The sequence below is a fragment of the Agromyces sp. G08B096 genome (genome assembly GCF_040267705.1).
GTDB lineage: Bacteria > Actinomycetota > Actinomycetes > Actinomycetales > Microbacteriaceae > Agromyces.
In genome coordinates, this window is record NZ_CP158374.1 from 2,793,081 (window position 1) to 2,811,373 (window position 18,293).

Consider the following 18,293-nt stretch of genomic DNA (forward strand, 5'->3'; position numbering starts at 1 on the left):
CATGCGCCAGTCTGGCTCCGAGGCCGACCGGCCGCGAAGGAGCCCCCGATGACCAGCACCCCTGCCGACTCCGCCACGGTCGACGTTCCGGCCCCCGACGCCGCCGCCCGCCGGCGCGGCCCGTCGATGGCCGATGTCGCCCGCGAGGCGGGGGTCTCGGGCCAGACCGTCAGCCGGGTCGCGAACGGTCGGCGCAACGTCGACCCCGAGACGCGCGAACGCGTCCTCCAGGCCATGCGCACCCTCGGCTACCGGCCGAACAGCGCCGCGCGGGCCCTCCGCTCCGGTCGCTTCCACAGCATCGGCGTCATCATGTTCACGCTCTCCAGCTTCGGCAACATGCGCACCCTCGACGCCGTCGCGGCCGCCGCGACCGACGCGGGGTATTCGATCACGCTCATCCCCGTGCCGCACCCCACGCGGGGCGAGGTGTCGGTGGCGTTCGACCGGCTGAGCGAGGAGGCCGTCGACGGCGTCATCATCATCGTCGAGGCGCACCTGCTCGACGAACGCGACATCGAGCTGCCCGCCGGGCTCCCCGTCGTCATCGTCGACTCGAACGCCGGCGACCGGTTCCCCGTGGTCGACACCGACCAGGCGCACGGCGCCCGGCTCGCCACGGCGCACCTGCTCGATCTCGGGCACGCCACGGTGCACCATGTCGCCGGACCCGACCGGTCGTACTCCGCCGTGCACCGCCGGGAGGCGTGGGAGGAGGTGCTGCGTGAGCGCGGGGCATCCGTTCCCGACGTGCACGTCGGCGACTGGTCGAGCGAGTCCGGGCACCGCATCGGGCACGTGCTCGCAGGCGACCCGAACGTCACGGCGATCTTCGCCGCCAACGACCAGATGGCCCTCGGCGTGCTCCGCGCGATGCACGAGGCGGGGCGCCGGGTGCCCGAGGACGTCAGCGTGGTGGGCTTCGACGACATGGAGGAGTCGGCGAGCTTCTGGCCACCGCTGACCACCGTCCGTCAGTTCTTCGGCGAGGTGGGGCGGCGCTCGGTCGAGGCGCTGCTGCAGGAGGTCGAGTCGGGCGAGGCGCGCGGCACGACGCTCGTGCCCACCGAGCTCGTCGTGCGCCGGAGCACCGCCGCGCCGCGCTAGCCGCCCGCGCGGGCGCCGGCCAATTCGTCCGGCGGCGCCGTCGGTGCCGGCGGTGCCACCCGCGCCGCTGCCGCCTCCTCCGCCTCGGCCGCCACCCCGGCCTCGCTGCCGAGCGCGGTCACGAGCTCCCGGCGCGCGCGCCGGTACTGCTCGGTCGGCAGGTAGTCGTTGTGCTGGGCGACCTGCCAGAGGTAGCTGACCGGCGACCGCTCGCTCGCACCGCGGTCGACGGGGTTGCCGTCGGGGTTGTAGCCGTAGGCCGGGAAGCCGAGGTAGTCGGTGCGGCGCCAGAGGCTCCGCCAGCGCACCGGCGTCGCCGGATCGCCGTCGACGCCCAGCACTCGTGCGACGGTGAGGTCGGTCGCGTCCTCGTCGAACGGGTTCGGGCGAACCCCTGCCGGGGTCGGGAAGACGCTCGGCCACTCGCGCCGCACCTGACGTCGCCACGGGTCGGCCCGCCAAAGCGACGGCCCCGCGCACCCCGGCACGCCGAGCACCTGGGGCCCGAGCACCGATGGGAAGAACCGGCTGAAGAACGCCCGCAGCTGCGTACCGTAGGTCAGCATCGCGACATCCTCCACGCGGCACCTCGCCCGCCCGTCCGCGCCGACGTCGCGCGTCGTGACGTCGGCCTCGTTCGAGAGCGCGAGCACCGTCGCAGCGGCGAGCACCGACCCCATCGAGTGCGCCGCGAGGATGACGCCGCGGGTGCCGCCACCGCTCCGCTCGCGGAGCCACGTGCAGGTGCGCGCGGTGAGCTCGGGTACGGCCCGCTCGCCGTAACACGGCGGCGCGAACGGATGCCCCGCCCGCGGGAAGAAGCACACGATGTCCCAGAACAGCGCGAGCGGACGCTCCGCGCTCGACGCCGCCCGGGTCGCGACGGCGGCGACCGCGCCCAGCGCGACGAGCCCCAGGATGGCCGCGGAGGCGGACCGGATGCCCGTACGCACGGCATCGGGCGCGAGGGCGCGCACGGCGTCGAACAGGTCGGAGGACACCAGCGGCAGGAAGCCGATCGCGGTGAGGAGGGCGACCAGGCCGATGAGCGCCTCGCCGCGGTGCACGATCGTGGCCGACCGACGGGCGGCGACGACGCGACGCGCGTGCCCGGTGAGGTCGGCCCGGGCCTCCTGCCGGGTGTAGCGCGCATCGGGCACCGGGATGCCGAGCAGGTTGCGGTCGGCGGCTCCGCCGCCGGCGACGGGCGGCAGGGTGAGCCGCGGCGTCCGGGTGAGCGCGACCACGGCGGCGGAGCCGCCGACGGCGGCGACCACGATGGCGAGCACGGCCAGCACCACGCTGAACCGCTCGTACGCGTCGGGAGCGTCGAGCACGGCGAGGCCGGCCGGCGGCGGCGTCCGCCAGATGTCCTCGACCTCGCCCGTCGAGGCGGGCGTGCCGAGCCAGGTGCTCACGCCGATGACGAGCAGGCTCGAGATGACCATCGAGGTGAGCAGGCCGAGCAGCATGCCGATCGCGGGGCCCTGCCCCGACCAGCCGACGCTGCGGACGTCGACCCGGCGCGTCCACACGACGACGAAGTAGGCCACGACGCACGCGAGCGATCCACCGACGAGCCAGTACACCGCGGCGGGCGCCCGGCCGTCCGCCCCATCGGGCACGAGCTCGGCGGCGCCGAGCAGCACCAGCGCGCCGAGGAGCAGCGGGAACGACACCGCCTTCGGCACGCCCCGGACCCACCCGGCGCCGGCGTACGCGAGCCCGAGGGCGAGGACGACGAGCACCATCGGGGTCGTGATCAGCCCGGTGAACACCGGCGAGGCCGAGGCATCCGCCCCGCCCCGCTGCGACGTCGACGCGAGCATCAGGGCCACGTAGCCGACGTAGGCGACCGCGGCGATCGCGAGCACGAGCCGCGCACGCACCCGGCCGGCGAGATCGCCCGCGACGTCCTTCGGGCTGGTCGAGGTGAGCACGCAGATGGCCGAGGAGATGAGCACGCCGGCGCCCACGGCGATCGCGAGCAGCGCCCACGGGCTCGCCGCCGCGAACCCGCCCAAGGTCGCGGCGAGCGGGTCGGCGCCCAGCTCCCGATCGGTCACGCGGCCGCCGAGCGCGGCATCCCAGCCGAGGAGCAGCAGCACGAGCCCAAGGGATGCCGCGAAGTGCAGCTGCTCGCTGGTCGAGGTGATCCGGGCCATGGACCAGAAGCCGACGGTCGCGAGCAGCGGGCGCCGCTGGGGCTTGCCCTCGAGGAACGTGCGGGTGAACTCGGCCACGTTCGCCTCGTAGCGCACGCGTCCGGTCCGCGAGACGAGGTAGATCACGAGCATCGCGGCGATCGGCACCACGCTGAGGAGCGCGGCCCTCGCCCCGCGATCGAGGTCGCCGAGGCCGTCGAGCCAGGCCGGCAGCGCGGCGCAGACCCGGCCGTCGCGGTAGCACTGCACGGCGATCAGGTCGACCGCGACCGACAGGAACGCGGTGACGTAGATCAGCGTGAGCACGAGCCCGAACAGCCGCAGCATCGCCGCGCCGCGGCCTGCCGCCCAGGCGGCCTCGTCGGCGCGCTCGGGCACGGGGATGCGTCTCGTCCAGTAGGCGATGTTGCAGAGCCCGAACGGCAGGATGAACAGCCAGCCCAGGTGCACGAACACCCGGCCGATCACCGCCAGCGCGCCACCTCCGCTCCGGGCCTGCCGGCCCCACGAGTACGCCTCGATGGCGTCGACGTCGCCGCCTCGGGGGTCGGCGGCGGGAGCGGGCGCGCCGGGCGCGGCGTCCTTCCGGCTCCAGAAGGAGCCGAGGTCGTCGCCCGTGCGACGGGTGATCTCGTCGCGCTCGGCCTCGAGCATCACCTCGGGCGGGGCGTTCGCGATGCCGTGGATGCGGATCTCGAGGACACTGGGGCGGTCGCCGGTGGACATGGCGCACCTTCTTCCACGAAGGCAGGAGTGCTGATGAGCCACATCGTGCTCGCGCGGCGGGACGCACGGATCAGGGCCGCCCCTGAACGCGCGTGCGCTTTAGGCGAGGACGCGCGATCTCATCGGACGGCCCGAGGGCTCGCCGCCCGCTCGGCCAGCCACTCGTCGAAGCTCTGCCGCGCGAGGACGGCGTCGGGGCCCGGCAGGGCCTCGCCGCGTCGCATCGCCTGGAACTGCTTGCCGGGCAGCGCGAGGGCGAGGATCGGACCACGGACGCCCGTCGCCTCGGCGAACCGGCGGATCATGTCCTCCAGCCGCTCCCGGCGTGGGCCGGCGAACTCGGGCGCACGACCGGCCGGTGCCCGCTCGGCGAGCTCGACGAGCCGTTCGCCGACCTCGCGGGCGGCGACGGGCTGGGTCGGCAGCTTGGGCGCGACGTGCAGTCCCGCGACGGTGAGGCCGGCGAGCATCTGCTCGGCGAACTCGTGGAACTGCGTGACGCGCAGGATCGTCCAGGGCACGGGCCCGGCCTCGACGGCGCGCTCCTGGGCGAGCTTGCCGGCGTAGTAGCCGTACGGCGCACGGTCGACGCCGACGATGGAGAGGGCGACGTGGTGAGGCACGCCCGCGCGCTGTTCGGCGGCGAGCAGGTTCCGCGTCACGGTCGTGAAGAATTCCGTCGACGCCTTCGCGGATGTGGCCTGGCGGTTGCTCGTGTCGATGACGACGTCGACCCCGGCGAGCGCGGCGTCGAGCCCGGCCCCCGTCATCAGATCGACCCCGGCCGACCGGCTCAGCACGACCACCTCGTGCCCACGCCCGCGCGCTGCCTCGACGACGTACGACCCCACGGTGCCGGTTCCTCCGGCGACGGCGATCCTCATGCGTTGCTCCTTCTCCACTTCGGCGGTGCGGCGGTGGCCGCGGGCGAGGCATCCGCTCGCTCATTCAACTCGACGACGCAGCCCGCCGGGATGTGAGGCTCACATCCGCGGCATCCGTGTCGTCGTCTCAGGTGAGGCGGACGGACCGCCGGGATGGAAGGCTGACGGAATGACGACGACTCGTGGCGGGTTCGACCCGGCGGCGCTCGACGAGGAGCGCGGGAAGCTCATGAGCCTCGCGTACCGCATGCTCGGCACGGTCGCCGACGCCGAGGACGCGGTGCAGGAGACGTACGCGCGCTGGTACCGGCTGCCCGAGGCCGAGCGGGAGGCGATCGAGAACCCGGCGGCCTGGCTCACGCGCGTCGCGAGCCGGGTGTGCCTCGACGCGCTCGGCTCGGCCCGCGCACGCCGGGAGCGGTACGTCGGCGAGTGGATGCCCGAGCCGCTCCCCCGCGCCGACGGCGGCTGGGCCGGGTCCGCGTGGCATGCGGTGTCGGGGCTGCCCGGCGCGAGGTTCGAGGCGCAGCAGGCGACCGACCCGCTCGACCGGGTGTCGCTCGACGAGTCGGTCAGCACAGCGATGCTCATCGTCCTGGAGTCCCTGACGCCGGCCGAGCGCGTGGCGTTCGTGCTGCACGACGTGTTCGCGATGCCGTTCGCGGAGATCGCCGAGGTCGTCGGGCGCTCACCGGAGGCGTGCCGTCAGCTGGCGACGTCGGCGCGCCGCCACGTCCGCGAACGGCGCGCGGGGGCGGCGACGCGCGAGCAGCACGACGCGGTCGTGCGAGCCTTCATCGCCGCCGCGGACGGCGGCGACCTGGCGGCGCTCGTCGCGGTGCTCGACCCCGGTGTCGAGCTGCACTCCGACGGCGGCGGGCTCGCGACCGCGGTGCGCCGGCCGGTGCTCGGCGCCGACCGGGTCGCCCGCTTCCTCGTAGGCACGCTGTCGAAGCGTCCGGCGATGCGGATGTCCGTCGAGCGGACCGCCGACGGGCTGACGCTCGCGTTCGCCGAGGACGGGGTCGTCGACTCGGTCGCCGTGCTGGATGTCTCGGGCGACCGGGTCTCGCGGATCTGGATCATGCGCAACCCTGAGAAGCTGCGCCGCTGGAACCGCTGAGCGCCGAGCCGCGCGAGCGGCGTCGGCCGGCGGTCGAGATCGGCGGGCGGTCGAGATCGGCCGGCAGCCGGGATCGGCCGGCGGTCGGGATCAGCCGGTGACGGCGAGGACGACGCACGCGCCGCCCAGCACGAGGTCGAGGCCGAGGCACCAGAGCGCGAGGGACCGGTTCACGACGATGTCGCGACGGTAGTGGAGGAGATCCCATCCGGCGTGCGCGGCGAGCGCGACCCCGGCGACGACGAGCCCGAAGCGCGGCTCGAGGAGCAGCGCGAGGGCGGCCACGCCGAAGAAGCCCACCATGGCGAGCGTCTGCGGCAGCGTGACGGCCGGCCTCCGCACGAGGCCGACCACGGCGAAGACGCCGCCGGCGACGGCGAGCACGACCCAGCGCGGGAGATCGAGCAGTTCGGCGCCGAACACGAGCAGCGTCCCGATGCCGGCGAACAGCCACGCCATCCAGCGGATGCCGGTGGCCGCGGCCGCGAGGTAGCAGAGCGCGGCGATGCCGACGGCCGTCATGGGCACGCTCGCGGTGACCTCGCCGCGCGCGCCTTCGCCGACGAGCAGGCCCACGGCGGTGAGCACGCCGACGGCGACGAGCAGCACGATGAACCCGGCCGACGTGCGGCGGGCCGGAGCGGACACGGTGGACGATGCGGCTGCAGCGGTCATATTGATACCCCCGGTGGGTACCTTAGCGAGCGTCGGATGCCTCGGCAAGAGCCGCTGATGTCACGAGCACCGGCACCTCATGCCAGCCAGTCGCCGATGTTCGCGTCGCGCGGGTGGATGGGCTCGGAGAGCACGACCCCGGTGGTGGTGTCGCCGAGCTCGGACAGTCGCTCGATCACCGCCTCGAGGTGCTGGGCGTCACGGACCGCGATGGTGAGCTCGTAGCAGTTCCGCCCGGTCACGTGGACGCAGGAGAGGACGTTGCCGACCGCGAGCAGCCGCGCTCTGATGCGATCGGGTCCGGCGCCCGAACGGTGACGCGGACGGAGGGAGACGTGCGCACGCAGTCCGAGGCCGAGCCGGGCGAGGTCGAGATGGACGCCGTAGCCCTGGATGACCCCGGCCGCCTCGAGCCGGCGCACCCGGTCGGCCACCGCCGGCCGGCTGAGCGCGACGCGTCGCCCGAGCTCCGCGAAGCTGGCCCGCCCATCGGCGGCGAGTTCGCCCAGGATGGCGAGGTCGAGGGCATCGATCGCCGGATCGATCGTAGTCATGGCTGAAGTCCTTCCATTCGACATCCACGCGGGCGATTCGACGTCGTTCTGCGATGGTCTCCCGACGAATCGGAAGCATATCGTGGACTCCCATGAGAGCTGCCGTCCTGCACGAAGTCGGGGACGTCCGCGTCGCCCAGGTGCCCGATCCCGGGCTGGTGCACCCCCACGACGCGATCGTCCGCATCGAGCTGGCCGCCGTCTGCGGCTCAGATCTGTGGTCGTACCGGGGCCTCGAGCCGTTCGCGCCGGGTGCGCGGATGGGGCACGAGTGGGTGGGCACGGTCGAGGAGGTGGGCACCGAGGTCGTCGGCATCCGGCCAGGCGATCTCGTCGTCGCGCCGTTCGCCTTCGCGGACGGCACGTGCTCGGCGTGCCGCGACGGCGTCTTCACCTCGTGTCCGCGAGGCGGATTCTGGGGCGGCCCGAACGACGGCGGACAAGCCGAGGCCGTGCGCGTTCCATTCGCCGACGCCACCCTCGTCCGCGTACCCGCCGAGGCCGACGCCGATCTGCTGCATCGCATCCTCCCGCTGACCGACGTGATGGCGACCGGCACGCACGCCGCCGTCCTCGCCGAGGTCCGCCCCGGATCGACCGTCGTCGTCGTGGGCGACGGCGCGGTCGGCCTCTGCGCGGCGCTCGCGGCACGACGGGCGGGCGCCGAGCGGGTCGTGCTCGTCGGCCGGCATCCCGACCGCGCGGCGCTCGCCCGCCGGATGGGCGCGACCGACGTGCTGGCCGCCGACGACCCGGCGACCGCGCTCGCGATCCGCGAGGAGACCGACGGGGGCGCGGCATCCGTCGCCGAGTGCGCCGGCACGCAGAGCGCGCTCGATCTCGCGCTCGACGTCGTGCGGCCGGGCGGCACGATCGGCTCCGTCGGCGTGCCGAACGGAGTCGAGCGCGTCGACCTCCTGCGGTTCTTCCGACGCAACGTCGCGCTGCGCGCCGGGGTCGCGCCCGCGCGACGCTACCTCGACGACCTCCTCGGCGACGTGCTCGCCGGACGGCTCGACCCGTCGCCGATCCTCTCGGCGGAGTTCCCGCTCGACCGCATCGGCGACGCGTACGCGTCGATGGATGCCCGCCAGGCGGTCAAGGCCGCCGTCCGCCCGTGACCGGAACACCACTCCACACCCCCGCACCCGCACGCCGCGCCCTCGAAGGAGACCCGCACCAGATGACCGAGCCGTTCCAGCCGCAGTTCCCGATCCTCACCGAGCGGCTCGCGCTTCGACCGCACCGGGCCGACGATCTCGACGACCTCGTCGAGTTCCACGGCGATCCCGAGGTCGTGCGCTTCCTCCCGTGGCCGCTCCGCGACCGGGAGGCGACGCGAGCCGCGCTCGAGGTCAAGCTCGGTCAGGGCGAGCTCACCGAGCCCGGCACCTGGCTGGTCCTCGCCGTCGAGCAACGCGACACGGGCACCGTGATCGGCGAGGTGCTGCTGAAATGGGCCAGCGCCGAGCACCGGCAGGGGGAACTCGGGTTCGCGCTCGGCCGCGCACATCACGGCAAGGGCTACGCGGCCGAGGCGGCCGCCGCGATGCTGCGCCTCGGATTCGAGCAGCTCGGCCTGCACCGCATCAGCGCCGTCTGCCTCGACGACAACGAGGCCTCGGCGAAGCTGCTGCGCCGGCTCGGGTTCAGCGAGGAAGGCCGCGTCGTCGACGACCTGCTGTTCAAGGGCGAGTGGGCGACCCGTCGCATCTTCGGCCTCACGGAGGACGCGTGGCGGTCGGACGAGGCGGGGCGCGACGCGGCGGAGATCGAGTCGCTCGCGCGCTGCTTCCTCGACGCGTTCAGCAGCGCGCCCGGCGTCGACGAGCGCATGGACGCGCTGCGCCGGGTGATGCTCGCCGACGCTCGCATCATCCGGACCGGTGCCGCCGGCACAGACTCGTTCGACGTGGAGTCCTTCCTCGAGCCTCGCCGCGCCCTGCTCACGGACGGCACGCTGACCGACTTCTCGGAGGAGCTGCGCTCAGGCACCGTGGCGGTGTCGGGAGATGTCGGGCACTGGTTCGGCAGGTACGCGAAGGCCGGCGTGAAGGACGGCGCCCGCTTCACCGGAGGCGGCTCGAAGTCGGTGCAGTGCGTGCGCACGACCGAGGGGTGGCGCATCAGCTCGGTCGCCTGGGCCGACGACCGCTCCTGAGCCGCTCGCCGTCCGAATCCGAGGGATTCCGGGCCGCCCGCGGTGGCGCGCGAGGGCACCGCTCGGACGACGCTGGAGGCAACCGGGATGCGATGCCGCAGGGGCATCCGTCCCCGCGGCCGCCGCCCGTCGACCGAAGGAGCACCACCATGACCACCACACCGACCATCGTCCTCGTGCACGGCGCGTTCGCCGATGCCGCGAGCTGGGCCCCCGTCACCGCCCTCCTGCTCGAGCAGGGCTACGACGTGCGCGTACCGCCCGTCTACAACCGCAGCCTCGCCGCCGACGCGGCGTCGATCCGTGCCGTCGTCGAGCAGGTCGAGGGCCCGGTCCTGCTCGCCGGCCACTCGTACGGCGGCGCGGTGATCACCGTCGCGGGTGCGGCCGAGAACGTCGTCGGCCTCGTCTACGTCTCGGGGTACGCGCTCGACGAGGGCGAGAGCCTCGGGCAGCTGCAGGGCGGCTTCCCCGACTCCGAGCTCGCCGCGAACCTCGTCTACACGCCGTTCCCGGTCGAGGGCGGCGAACCCGGCACGGATGTGTCGGTCGCGATCGACGCGTTCCCGGCGGTCTTCGCCGCCGGCGTTCCCGAGCAGACGGCGCGCGTGCTCGCCGTCTCGCAGCGCCCGCTCACGGCGTTCGCCTTCGGCGAGCCGGCGAGCGTGGCGGCGTGGAAGCAGAAGCCCGGCTGGGGCATCGTCTCGAGCGCCGACCACACCATCAACCCCGAGGTCGAGCGCTTCGGCTACACCCGGGCGGGCCTCCGCTCGGTCGTGGAGCTCGACGCCCCGCACCTGGTGATGCAGACCCACCCGGCCGAGGTCGCCGCGGTCATCACGGGCGCCATCGCCGAGCTCGCGGGCGGCCCGGAGGAGTCCGCCGCCTGAGCCGGGAGCACGAGAACGGCCGCCCCTCGCGTCGAGGGGCGGCCGTTTCCGTCGGCCGTGGGCGGCCGGCCCGCGCGGCCGGCTGCCGGGCGGTCAGCCCGCGATGAAGGCGAGGATGTCGCGGTCGAGCTCGCGCTGGTAGTCGCCGAAGATGCCGTGCGGGGCGCCCTCGTACACCTTGAGGGTGCCGTGCTTGACCAGCTCGATGGACTTCAGCGCGGCGGCGGCGATGGGCACGATCTGGTCGTCGTCGCCGTGGGCGATGAAGATCGGCACGTCGAGGGCGCGGAGGTCCTCCGTGAAGTCCGTCTCCGAGAACGCGCGGATGCACTCGTAGGCGGCCTGGATGCCCGCGAGCATGCCCTGGCGCCAGAAGTCGTCGCGTGCGCCCTGCGACACCGCGGCGCCCTCGCGGTTGAACCCGAAGAACGGCTCCGAGAGGTCGCGGAAGAACTGCGACCGGTCGGCGAGCACGCCCGCCCGGATGTCGTCGAACGCCTCGATGGGCGTGCCCTCGGGATTCGCGTCGGAGCGCACCATCACGGGCGGCACCGCGCCGGCCGTGATGACCTTCGCGACCCGGCCGGCACCGTGCTGCGCGGCGTAGCGGACGACCTCGCCGCCGCCCGTGGAGTGACCGATGAGGACCACGTCGCGGAGGTCGAGCGCCTCGATCAGCTCGGCGAGGTCGCGGGCGTAGGTATCCATGTCGTTGCCGTTCCACGGCTGCGCCGAACGGCCGTGGCCGCGACGGTCGTGCGCGATGGCGCGGTAACCGTGGTCGGCGAGGAGCTTGCGCTCCACCGCCCAGGCGTCAGAGCTCAGGGGCCAGCCGTGGCTGAGGACGACGGGCTGGCCGGTGCCCCAGTCGGAGTAGTACAGGTCGGTGCCGTCTGAGGTGGTGAACGTGGGCATGGTGCTCCTGTCTGTGGACGGATTCGTCCCTGCCATGCTGCGTCCGCGGGGATCGGGATGCCCCCGCTCCAGCGGCCGGGTATCCCTCGGATCGGGACAGCCCGTCAGCCGACGGGGAGCCGCCCGGCGTACTCGGAGGCGAGCGCCCTGAGCTCGTCGGCGGGCACGTGCAGGCGGCTGGCCTGGATGAGCCCCTGGGAGAAGAGCAGGATCTCGGCGGCGAGCACGTGAGCGGGGCCTGCGACGTCCGGGGCGATGCGGTCGGCGATGGCCTGCTCCATGTCGCGGGTGGCCCCCTGGCAGAGCTCGAGCACCTCGGGCTGGCGCTCGCCGAACTCGGCGAGGCTGTTGAGCATGAGGCATCCGCGCCGTGCGGGCTGGGCGGCGCAGTCGGCGATGACGGCCTCGAGGAGGGCACGGATCGCGTCGCCCGTGCCGCCCGGCGTGGCCATCGCGGAGCGGACCAGCTCGACCCGACCGCGGCAGTACTCCTCGAGGACGACGAGGAAGAGGCCGAGCTTGCTGCCGTACGCGGCGTAGAGGCTGCCGTTGCCGACGCCGCCTGCGGCCGCGATGTCGCCCACGGACGTGCGTTCGAAGCCGTGCGTCCAGTACGCCTCAAGCGCTGCGGCGCGCAGGGCGGGCTCATCGAACTGGCGGGGCCGGGCCATCCGATCAGCCTAGTCCCGCTGAACCGGGCAGGCGCGTGCGGCGCTCCGCTGCTGGGGCGGATCGCCGGGCTCACCGGCCATTCTGTTCCAGGACTTTTGCTGGAGCGCACATTCCAGAATGATGAACCCATGGCTTCGCTCGCGCCGATCGTGCCCCGTCGGCCCCGCCGGATCGGCTTCCTGCTCTTCGACGGCGTGAAGGCGCTCGACTACGTCGGCCCCGCCGAGGTCTTCGTCGAAGCCAACCAAGCGGTCGGCGCCTACGAGGTCCTGCTCCTCTCGCCGACGGGCGACGAGGTGACGACCTCGCTCGGCGGCCGCGTCGAGGTGCACGCGGCCGCCGACACGATCGACGCGCTCGACACCCTCGTCGTGCCGGGCAGCGAGCAGTCGCCCTCGACGTTCGCCCGCGGCGCCGTGCTCGACGCCGTCGCCGGCCTCGCGGCACGCAGCAGCCGGGTGGTCTCGATCTGCAGCGGCGCCTTCGTGCTCGCGGCCCTCGGCCTGCTCGACGGGCGTCCCGCGACCACCCATTGGAAGTTCGCCGCCGACCTCGCTCGCCGCTACCCCGCCATCGACGTGCAGGCCGACCGCATCTTCGTCCGCGACGGCGACGTGGCGACCTCGGCGGGCGTCGCCGCGGGCATCGATCTCGCGCTCGCCCTCGTCGAGGACGACCACGGCGCCGACGTCGCTCGACGCGTCGCGCAGGGCCTGCTCGTGTATCTGCAGCGCTCGGGCGGGCAATCGCAGTTCTCCACCCCGCTGCGCGCCCGGGCCCCGCAGCAGAGCGTGGTGCGGCGGGTCACCGACCTGATGGAGTCCGATCCCGCTCGCGCGTGCACCGTCGCCGACCTCGCGCGGGAAGTGAACGTCAGCGTCCGCCACCTCACGCGGCTGTTCCGCGAGGAGCTCGACACGTCGCCGGCCGAGTACCTCGCCGAACTCCGGTTCGAGCTCGCCCGCGCGCGTCTCGAAGCAGGCTCGTCCGTCGCCCGGACGGCGCTCGAGGCGGGCTTCTCCAGCGCGGAATCGCTTCGCCGGGCGTTCGTGGCGCGCCTCGGCGTCTCCCCGTCGCAGTACCAGCGCCGGTTCCGCTCGTCGGTGCGTCGTGACGAGCGCGCGCCGAGCGCCGTCGACGGGCCGCGCGGCGCCCTGGGTCGCGCATCCTGACGCGCGGGCGGGGGTTCACCTCCGACGTACCGGCTGTCTGAGGATGGTCTTCAGCTTCTCCGGGGCGGTGCGGCGGGGATCGCCGAGGTAGATCTCGTGGTGGTCGCCGTTGAAGGCGAGTCCGTGGCGGGGCATCCAGTCATCGTGCAGTCGCGCGAGCGTCGGCCCTTCGTCGTCGTACGAGCCGAGGTGCAGGATCTGCGCGCTGAGACCTTCCTCGAGGTGGAGCAGACGCACCCGGTCGAGCGCGGCGGGCGCGGGCTCGCGCTTCCGCTCGGCCTTCGCCCGCACGGCCGTGATCGCCGCCGCGACGGCGTCGTCGTCGATCCACTCGGGCTGGGCGATGAGCATGGTCCAGCTCCACGCCTCCTTCTCGCGCGACACGAACGCCGCCGGGTCGTCGGCGCGCCAGAGCCCCTCGAGCGGGCCGACCACGAAGTCGCGGCCGAGCTCGCGCTTGCTCTGGAACTTGGCCGTGTACGCCACGGAGTACAGCGCCTCGACCGCCTCCGCGTACGCGGGTGCACGGTTCGGGTCGCCGTGGCCGTCGACGGCGAGGTACCGCATCGGCGGCACGTCGACGAGCACGAACTCGCGTGCGGCGCGGGCGGATGCCGCGTACAGCTCGGGCATCGCCCGCTTGAGGTCGAACTTCTCGGTCGCGTCGCTCATGCTCGCACCCTACGCGGCTCGCGGTCTGGACCTGACCGGAACCCTGTGCTAGCTTCGGCAGCCGTATGGGTACGCTGATTTTCCAGTAGGTGGCCTCCGCGTCGAGCACAGCTCCGCGGATCCGGTTCCGGCGCGCGTCGCGCGCACCACCCACTGATCACGAGCCGCTGAGGCGCTTCCGTCTGCGCCTGCCCGCTGCGTCCACGCCACCGACCTGTCGTCGGGCGTCGGACCGGCGCCGCGGCGGGCTCGGGAAATGAGTTCGACATGACTCGATCACTCCACTCCCCCTCCTCCCAGCTCGCGCTGCGCGCCGTGACGAAACGGTTCGCCGAGCGGGTCGTCCTCGACCGCGTCGACGTGACCGCCCGGCCTGGCGAGCACATCGGCGTCATCGGCGACAACGGCTCGGGCAAGTCGACCCTGCTGCGACTCGTCGCCGGCGAGCTCGCGCCCGACGCCGGCGAGGCGATCGTCGTGGCCCCCGGCGGGCTGGCACTGCTCGACCAGGTGCTCGATCTGCCCGACGGGTCGAGCGTGCACGACGCGATCGACACGGCCTGGCGCGACCTCCGTGCGCTCGAGCGCGACCTGCATGCCGCGGAGACGGCGCTCGCGGGCGTCGACGGCGTCCCGCTCGAGGGACGCGACCTCGAGGCTGCGCTGGCGCACTACGGCGGGCTGCTCGACCGGTACGAGGCTCGCGACGGGTACGGGGCATCCGCCCGGCTCGACGCGGCGCTGCAGGCGCTCGGCGTCGGCGGCATCGCTCGCGACCGCGAGTGGGCGAGCCTCTCCGGCGGCGAACGCGGACGTGTGGCGCTCGCGGCGACCATCGCGGCGAACGCCGAGCTGCTGCTGCTCGACGAGCCGACGAACGATCTCGATGACACCGCGTGGGACTGGCTCCTCGGCGCGCTGCGGGCGCATCGCGGCACGGTCATCGCGATCACCCACGATCGCGCCTTCCTCGAGGCGTTCACCGACGCCATCTGGGAGGTCGATCGGGGAACGGTCGCCCGGTACGGCGACGGCTACGCCGGCTACCTGCGGGCGAAGGCCGCCGCGCGCGAGCGTCAGCGGCTCGCCCACGAGGCGTGGCGCGAGGAGCTCGCCCGGCAGCGGTCGCTGCTCGAGGCGAACGCCTTCCGCCTCGACGCGATCCCGCGGCGGATGGAGAAGGCCGGCTTCGGGCACGGCGCCTTCCGGCTGCGCGGCCGCGACCACGGCGCGATGAGCCGGATCCGGAACGCGAAGGAACGGCTGGAGCGGCTCACCGCGCATCCGGTCGCGCCGCCGCCCGAGCCGCTCGCCTTCACCCCGTCGCTGCGGCGCGAGGCGATGGGCGAAGACCGGGATGCCGCTGCCCCGGCGATCCTCGAGCTCGAGGACGTGCACGTGGTGCGGACGTCGGTCGAGCGGCTCCGGCTCGGGACGGGCGATCGAGTGCTCGTCACGGGTCCGAACGGCGTGGGCAAGACCACCCTGCTGCGCGCCATCGCGGGCGAGCTGTCGCCGACCTCGGGGTCGGTGAGCGTCACCGGGAGCATCGGGCAGCTGCGGCAGGAGTCCGCGCCGACCGCCGGGCGGACGACGGTGCTGGAGGCGTTCGCCGCCGGGCTCAGGACGGATCTCGACAGTGCCCGCGAGCGGCTGGCGCTGCTCGGGCTGTTCCGCGACGCCGAGTTCGGGGTGCCGGTCGGCGGCCTCTCGTACGGGCAGCGCCGGCGGCTCGAGCTGGCAACGCTGGTGAGCCGTCCGCACGATCTGCTGCTGCTCGACGAGCCGACCAATCACCTCTCGCCCGACCTCGTCGACGACCTGGAGCAGGCGCTCGGGTCCTTCGACGGCGCGGTGGTGCTGGTCACCCACGACCGGCGCATGCGCGAACGGTTCGCGGGCGAGCGGCTGCACCTGGTTCCGGCCTGACCGTCAGCCGGGCCGGTCAGCGCGCCGGCCCGGCGGACGGGCTCGCCGGCCCGGCGCACGGGCCTGCGGCACCGGTCGCGGCCGTGCCGTCGGCGCGAAGCCGGGCGATCCTCGCCCGCGCCTGCCGCTCGCTCGGCGAGACCCGCCCGAGGACGCGGGCGCCCGCCGCAAGCAGCAGCCTCGTCCCGGTGATCGCCGGCCACCAGGGGCGTCGCAGTCCGAGCCGCTCTCGGATGCGCGGCGGCAGCGAGGCCACGGCGCCCGCGAAGAGGATCGGGTAGAGCCGGCCGGTGAGTCCGGGCAGCCCGGGCCGGCGGATGAATCGCACGGCGTCGCGCACCCGCGCGTCGACCTTCGACTCGTCGAGGAACGCGTCGAGCTCGGCGTGCAGCTGCGCCCGCGTCGTCGGCGGATCCTCGACGCCCATGAGCCGCCCGGCCTGCGCCCACTCGCGGACGTACGCGTCGGGTCCGCCCGGGATGGCGTGGCCCCAGGTCTCGTGCGCCCCGAGGAAGGCCTCGGTGAACGCGTCGTGCACCCAACGGAGCAGGTGCCGGTCGTTCGCGGAGTAGGAGCGCTCGACGCCCGAGGCATCCGTGTAGGTGCCGGTGATGCGGTCGTGCAGTCGCGAGACGCGGGCGGATGCCTCCGCGGCCGCGCGCCGGTCGCCGAACGTCGTCGTCGCGACCCACCGGATGGTGCCGTCGAGGCGGCCGAGCGGATCCTCGTGGTAGCGCGACCAGTCCGCGACGCCCGCCATGGCGCCCGGGTGCAGGGTCTGCAGCAGGAGCGCGCGGATGCCGGCGACGAGCGTCGGAAGCGCGCCGTTCACCGTCCAGACCGCGCTGCCGGGCCCGAACCACCCCTCGTCGTCGCCGTCAGCCAGCGCACGTGTCCAGGGCGGAAGCTCGGCGTCGGGCCGGTCGGTGCGGCCGCGCACGCGGAACGGCGTCTTCGTCGCGCCCGTCGTCGTGGCCATAGTCGACGGTACCCTCGCTCGCCTGCGCGCCGGCTCCGGGTTGGCTGCGAACCCGGGTCAGCCCGCCTCGTCGCCCGCGCGGACGTGCACGCGCTCGCCCTGCGCGCTCAGGAGGTTGAGGATCTCGGCGGGCTCGGTCGACGCGCTCGCGGTGCCGTGCGGCGTGCGGGTGTCAAACTCGGCCGCCTCGCCGGGTTCGAGCACGAGCTCGCGATCACCGAGCGCGAGCCGCACGCGGCCGCTCAGCACGTAGATCCAGTCGTAACCCTCGTGCGTGCGCTGCGGTACCGGCTCGTCGGGCGGATGCCCCGGCAGCACCATCTTGTAGGCGTGCAGGTCGGGGTTCGCCCGCGTGAGCGGGATGATCGCGCGGCCGCCCCTGTAGAACGGCTTCGGGTGGATGCGCGGGTCGGCGATCTGCGGCGCACCGACGAGGTCGTCGAGGCTCGCGCGATAGGCGGCGGCCAGCCGGATGAGGAGGTCGAGCGTCGGGCGCCGGCCGCCGGATTCCAGCCGCGACAGGGTGCTGACCGAGATGCCGGTCAGCTCGGAGAGCTCGGCCAGCGTGAGGCCGCGCCTCGTGCGGAGGGCGCGCAGGCGCGGCGCGACGCCGTCGAGCATCGCGGCGAGGTCGGGGTCGTCGGCCACGGGGCATCCTCTCGCTTTGCGGTTTCAGCAAACGTTCTTGCCATTCCATCACGCCCGCCCCGACGATGTCAGCATGCAGCAGAACTGGGACGTCATCATCGTCGGCGGCGGCAGCGCGGGGCTCAGCGCCGCCCTCATGCTCGGCCGCTCCGCACGGCGGGTGCTCGTCGTCGACGAAGGCCGGCCGCGCAACCGCTTCGCCGGTCACATGCACGGCGTGATCGGCCGCGACCACACCTCGCCGCTCGACCTGCTCGCCGCCGGCCGTGCCGACCTCGCCAGGTACGAGGGCGTGACGATCGTCGAGGGCAAGGTCGCGGAGGCCTCGCACGGTGACGACGGCATCGAGGTGGTCCTCGCCGACGGCGCCCGGCACCGCGGCCGGCGCCTGCTCGTCGCCACCGGCCTTACCGACGAGCTGTCCGACCTCCCCGGCCTCGCGGAGCAGTGGGGCCGCGGCGCCTTCGTGTGCCCCTACTGCGACGGCTGGGAGCAGCGAGGCCGCCGCATCGTGGTACTCGCCGGCGGGCCGAACGCGGCCCACCAGGCCCAGCTCATGCGGCAGCTCTCCGACGAGGTCACGGTGCTCGCACAGGGCGTGGTGCTGTCGCCCGAGGTACGCGCGGGCCTCGTCGCGCGGGGCATCCGCGTCGACGATCGCGTGGCGACCTCCGTCGTCGCCGACGAGCGCGGCGAGCTGCGGGGCCTGCTGCTCGACGACGGCGCGGAACTGCCGGCCGACGCGCTCTTCATCGGCCCGGCGCCCCGCCCGAACGACGCGGTCGCCCGCCTGCTCGGCGCCGAGGTCGCGGCGCACCCGGCCGGCGGCGAGTTCCTCGTCGTCGACGCCATGGGCCGCACGAGCGCCCCCGGCGTCTGGGCCGCCGGCAACGTCACCGACCCGCGCTCGTCCGTGCCCTTCGCGATGGCCGCCGGCAACTTCGCGGGCGCGGCGATCAACGCCGACCTGGTCGAGGAGGACGTGCGCGCCGCCGTCGCGGCGGCGTGATCGGCACTGGCC

Annotated in this window: 17 protein-coding genes; 8 read left to right on the forward strand and 9 right to left on the reverse strand. The window is 74.0% G+C overall.

The features are described from left to right. Positions 1 to 48: 48 nt before the first annotated feature. Positions 49 to 1,107 carry a LacI family DNA-binding transcriptional regulator gene (locus tag ABIQ69_RS13390; RefSeq protein WP_350347619.1) on the forward strand — a complete coding sequence of 353 codons (1,059 nt, stop codon included), beginning with the start codon at positions 49 to 51 and terminating at the stop codon, positions 1,105 to 1,107. Here ABIQ69_RS13390 and ABIQ69_RS13395 read toward each other — a convergent pair. Both ABIQ69_RS13395 and ABIQ69_RS13400 read right to left on the reverse strand, forming a co-directional pair. Next, complete coding sequence (locus tag ABIQ69_RS13395) at positions 1,104 to 3,998, reverse strand: hypothetical protein (RefSeq protein ID WP_350347620.1); 2,895 nt, start codon at positions 3,996 to 3,998, stop codon at positions 1,104 to 1,106. The two genes, ABIQ69_RS13390 and ABIQ69_RS13395, sit on opposite strands and share 4 nt — an antisense overlap. Positions 3,999 to 4,117: 119 nt before the next feature. Then, positions 4,118 to 4,882, reverse strand: a complete 765-nt coding sequence (locus tag ABIQ69_RS13400) for an SDR family oxidoreductase (RefSeq protein WP_350347621.1) — start codon at positions 4,880 to 4,882, stop codon at positions 4,118 to 4,120. Positions 4,883 to 5,051: 169 nt separating this feature from the next. On the opposite strand from ABIQ69_RS13400, the gene sigJ reads away from it, so the two are divergent. Further along, entirely contained in the window at positions 5,052 to 6,005 is a 954-nt protein-coding gene (sigJ, locus tag ABIQ69_RS13405) for an RNA polymerase sigma factor SigJ (RefSeq protein WP_350347622.1), read from the forward strand. Positions 6,006 to 6,095: 90 nt separating this feature from the next. On the opposite strand, the gene ABIQ69_RS13410 is transcribed toward sigJ, so the two are convergent. Both ABIQ69_RS13410 and ABIQ69_RS13415 read right to left on the reverse strand, forming a co-directional pair. Next, entirely contained in the window at positions 6,096 to 6,680 is a 585-nt protein-coding gene (locus tag ABIQ69_RS13410; protein ID WP_350347623.1) for a hypothetical protein, read from the reverse strand. Positions 6,681 to 6,757: 77 nt separating this feature from the next. Continuing rightward, on the reverse strand, positions 6,758 to 7,234 hold the full coding sequence (locus ABIQ69_RS13415; protein WP_350347624.1) for an Lrp/AsnC family transcriptional regulator: 477 nt from the start codon (positions 7,232 to 7,234) through the stop codon (positions 6,758 to 6,760). Between the two features lie 92 nt (positions 7,235 to 7,326). On the opposite strand from ABIQ69_RS13415, the gene ABIQ69_RS13420 reads away from it, so the two are divergent. The 3 genes from ABIQ69_RS13420 (at position 7,327) to ABIQ69_RS13430 (ending at position 10,285) form a co-directional block, all read left to right on the forward strand. Next, positions 7,327 to 8,355 carry an alcohol dehydrogenase catalytic domain-containing protein gene (locus ABIQ69_RS13420; RefSeq protein ID WP_350347625.1) on the forward strand — a complete coding sequence of 343 codons (1,029 nt, stop codon included), beginning with the start codon at positions 7,327 to 7,329 and terminating at the stop codon, positions 8,353 to 8,355. Positions 8,356 to 8,417: 62 nt separating this feature from the next. Continuing rightward, a complete protein-coding gene (locus ABIQ69_RS13425; RefSeq protein ID WP_350347626.1) occupies positions 8,418 to 9,395 on the forward strand; it encodes a GNAT family protein in 978 nt (325 codons plus the stop codon). A gap of 149 nt (positions 9,396 to 9,544) precedes the next feature. Beyond that, positions 9,545 to 10,285: an alpha/beta hydrolase gene (locus ABIQ69_RS13430; protein WP_350347627.1), complete on the forward strand. Its 741-nt coding sequence runs from the start codon at positions 9,545 to 9,547 to the stop codon at positions 10,283 to 10,285. 93 nt (positions 10,286 to 10,378) lie between these two features. Here the strand turns inward: ABIQ69_RS13430 and ABIQ69_RS13435 are convergent, their stop codons facing one another. Both ABIQ69_RS13435 and ABIQ69_RS13440 read right to left on the reverse strand, forming a co-directional pair. Further along, the gene (locus tag ABIQ69_RS13435; RefSeq protein ID WP_350347628.1) at positions 10,379 to 11,200 is read right to left on the reverse strand and encodes an alpha/beta hydrolase; all 822 of its coding nucleotides are present in this window, start codon (positions 11,198 to 11,200) and stop codon (positions 10,379 to 10,381) included. Between the two features lie 104 nt (positions 11,201 to 11,304). After that, a complete protein-coding gene (locus ABIQ69_RS13440; protein ID WP_350347629.1) occupies positions 11,305 to 11,871 on the reverse strand; it encodes a TetR/AcrR family transcriptional regulator in 567 nt (188 codons plus the stop codon). Positions 11,872 to 12,000: 129 nt separating this feature from the next. Here ABIQ69_RS13440 and ABIQ69_RS13445 point away from each other — a divergent pair, with 129 nt between their 5' ends. Next, complete coding sequence (locus ABIQ69_RS13445) at positions 12,001 to 13,044, forward strand: GlxA family transcriptional regulator (RefSeq protein ID WP_350347630.1); 1,044 nt, start codon at positions 12,001 to 12,003, stop codon at positions 13,042 to 13,044. Between the two features lie 15 nt (positions 13,045 to 13,059). Here the strand turns inward: ABIQ69_RS13445 and ABIQ69_RS13450 are convergent, their stop codons facing one another. After that, positions 13,060 to 13,716: a GyrI-like domain-containing protein gene (locus tag ABIQ69_RS13450; RefSeq protein WP_350347631.1), complete on the reverse strand. Its 657-nt coding sequence runs from the start codon at positions 13,714 to 13,716 to the stop codon at positions 13,060 to 13,062. A 267-nt stretch (positions 13,717 to 13,983) separates the two neighbouring features. Between ABIQ69_RS13450 and abc-f the strand changes: the two genes are divergently transcribed. Next, positions 13,984 to 15,645 carry a ribosomal protection-like ABC-F family protein gene (gene abc-f / locus ABIQ69_RS13455; protein WP_350347632.1) on the forward strand — a complete coding sequence of 554 codons (1,662 nt, stop codon included), beginning with the start codon at positions 13,984 to 13,986 and terminating at the stop codon, positions 15,643 to 15,645. Positions 15,646 to 15,661: 16 nt separating this feature from the next. Here abc-f and ABIQ69_RS13460 read toward each other — a convergent pair whose 3' ends face one another. Continuing rightward, positions 15,662 to 16,624, reverse strand: a complete 963-nt coding sequence (locus tag ABIQ69_RS13460) for an oxygenase MpaB family protein (RefSeq protein ID WP_350347633.1) — start codon at positions 16,622 to 16,624, stop codon at positions 15,662 to 15,664. A gap of 57 nt (positions 16,625 to 16,681) precedes the next feature. Next, a complete protein-coding gene (locus tag ABIQ69_RS13465) occupies positions 16,682 to 17,272 on the reverse strand; it encodes an XRE family transcriptional regulator (RefSeq protein ID WP_350347634.1) in 591 nt (196 codons plus the stop codon). A gap of 73 nt (positions 17,273 to 17,345) precedes the next feature. Between ABIQ69_RS13465 and ABIQ69_RS13470 the strand changes: the two genes are divergently transcribed. Next, positions 17,346 to 18,281, forward strand: a complete 936-nt coding sequence (locus ABIQ69_RS13470) for an NAD(P)/FAD-dependent oxidoreductase (protein ID WP_350347635.1) — start codon at positions 17,346 to 17,348, stop codon at positions 18,279 to 18,281. Positions 18,282 to 18,293 lie beyond the last annotated feature (12 nt).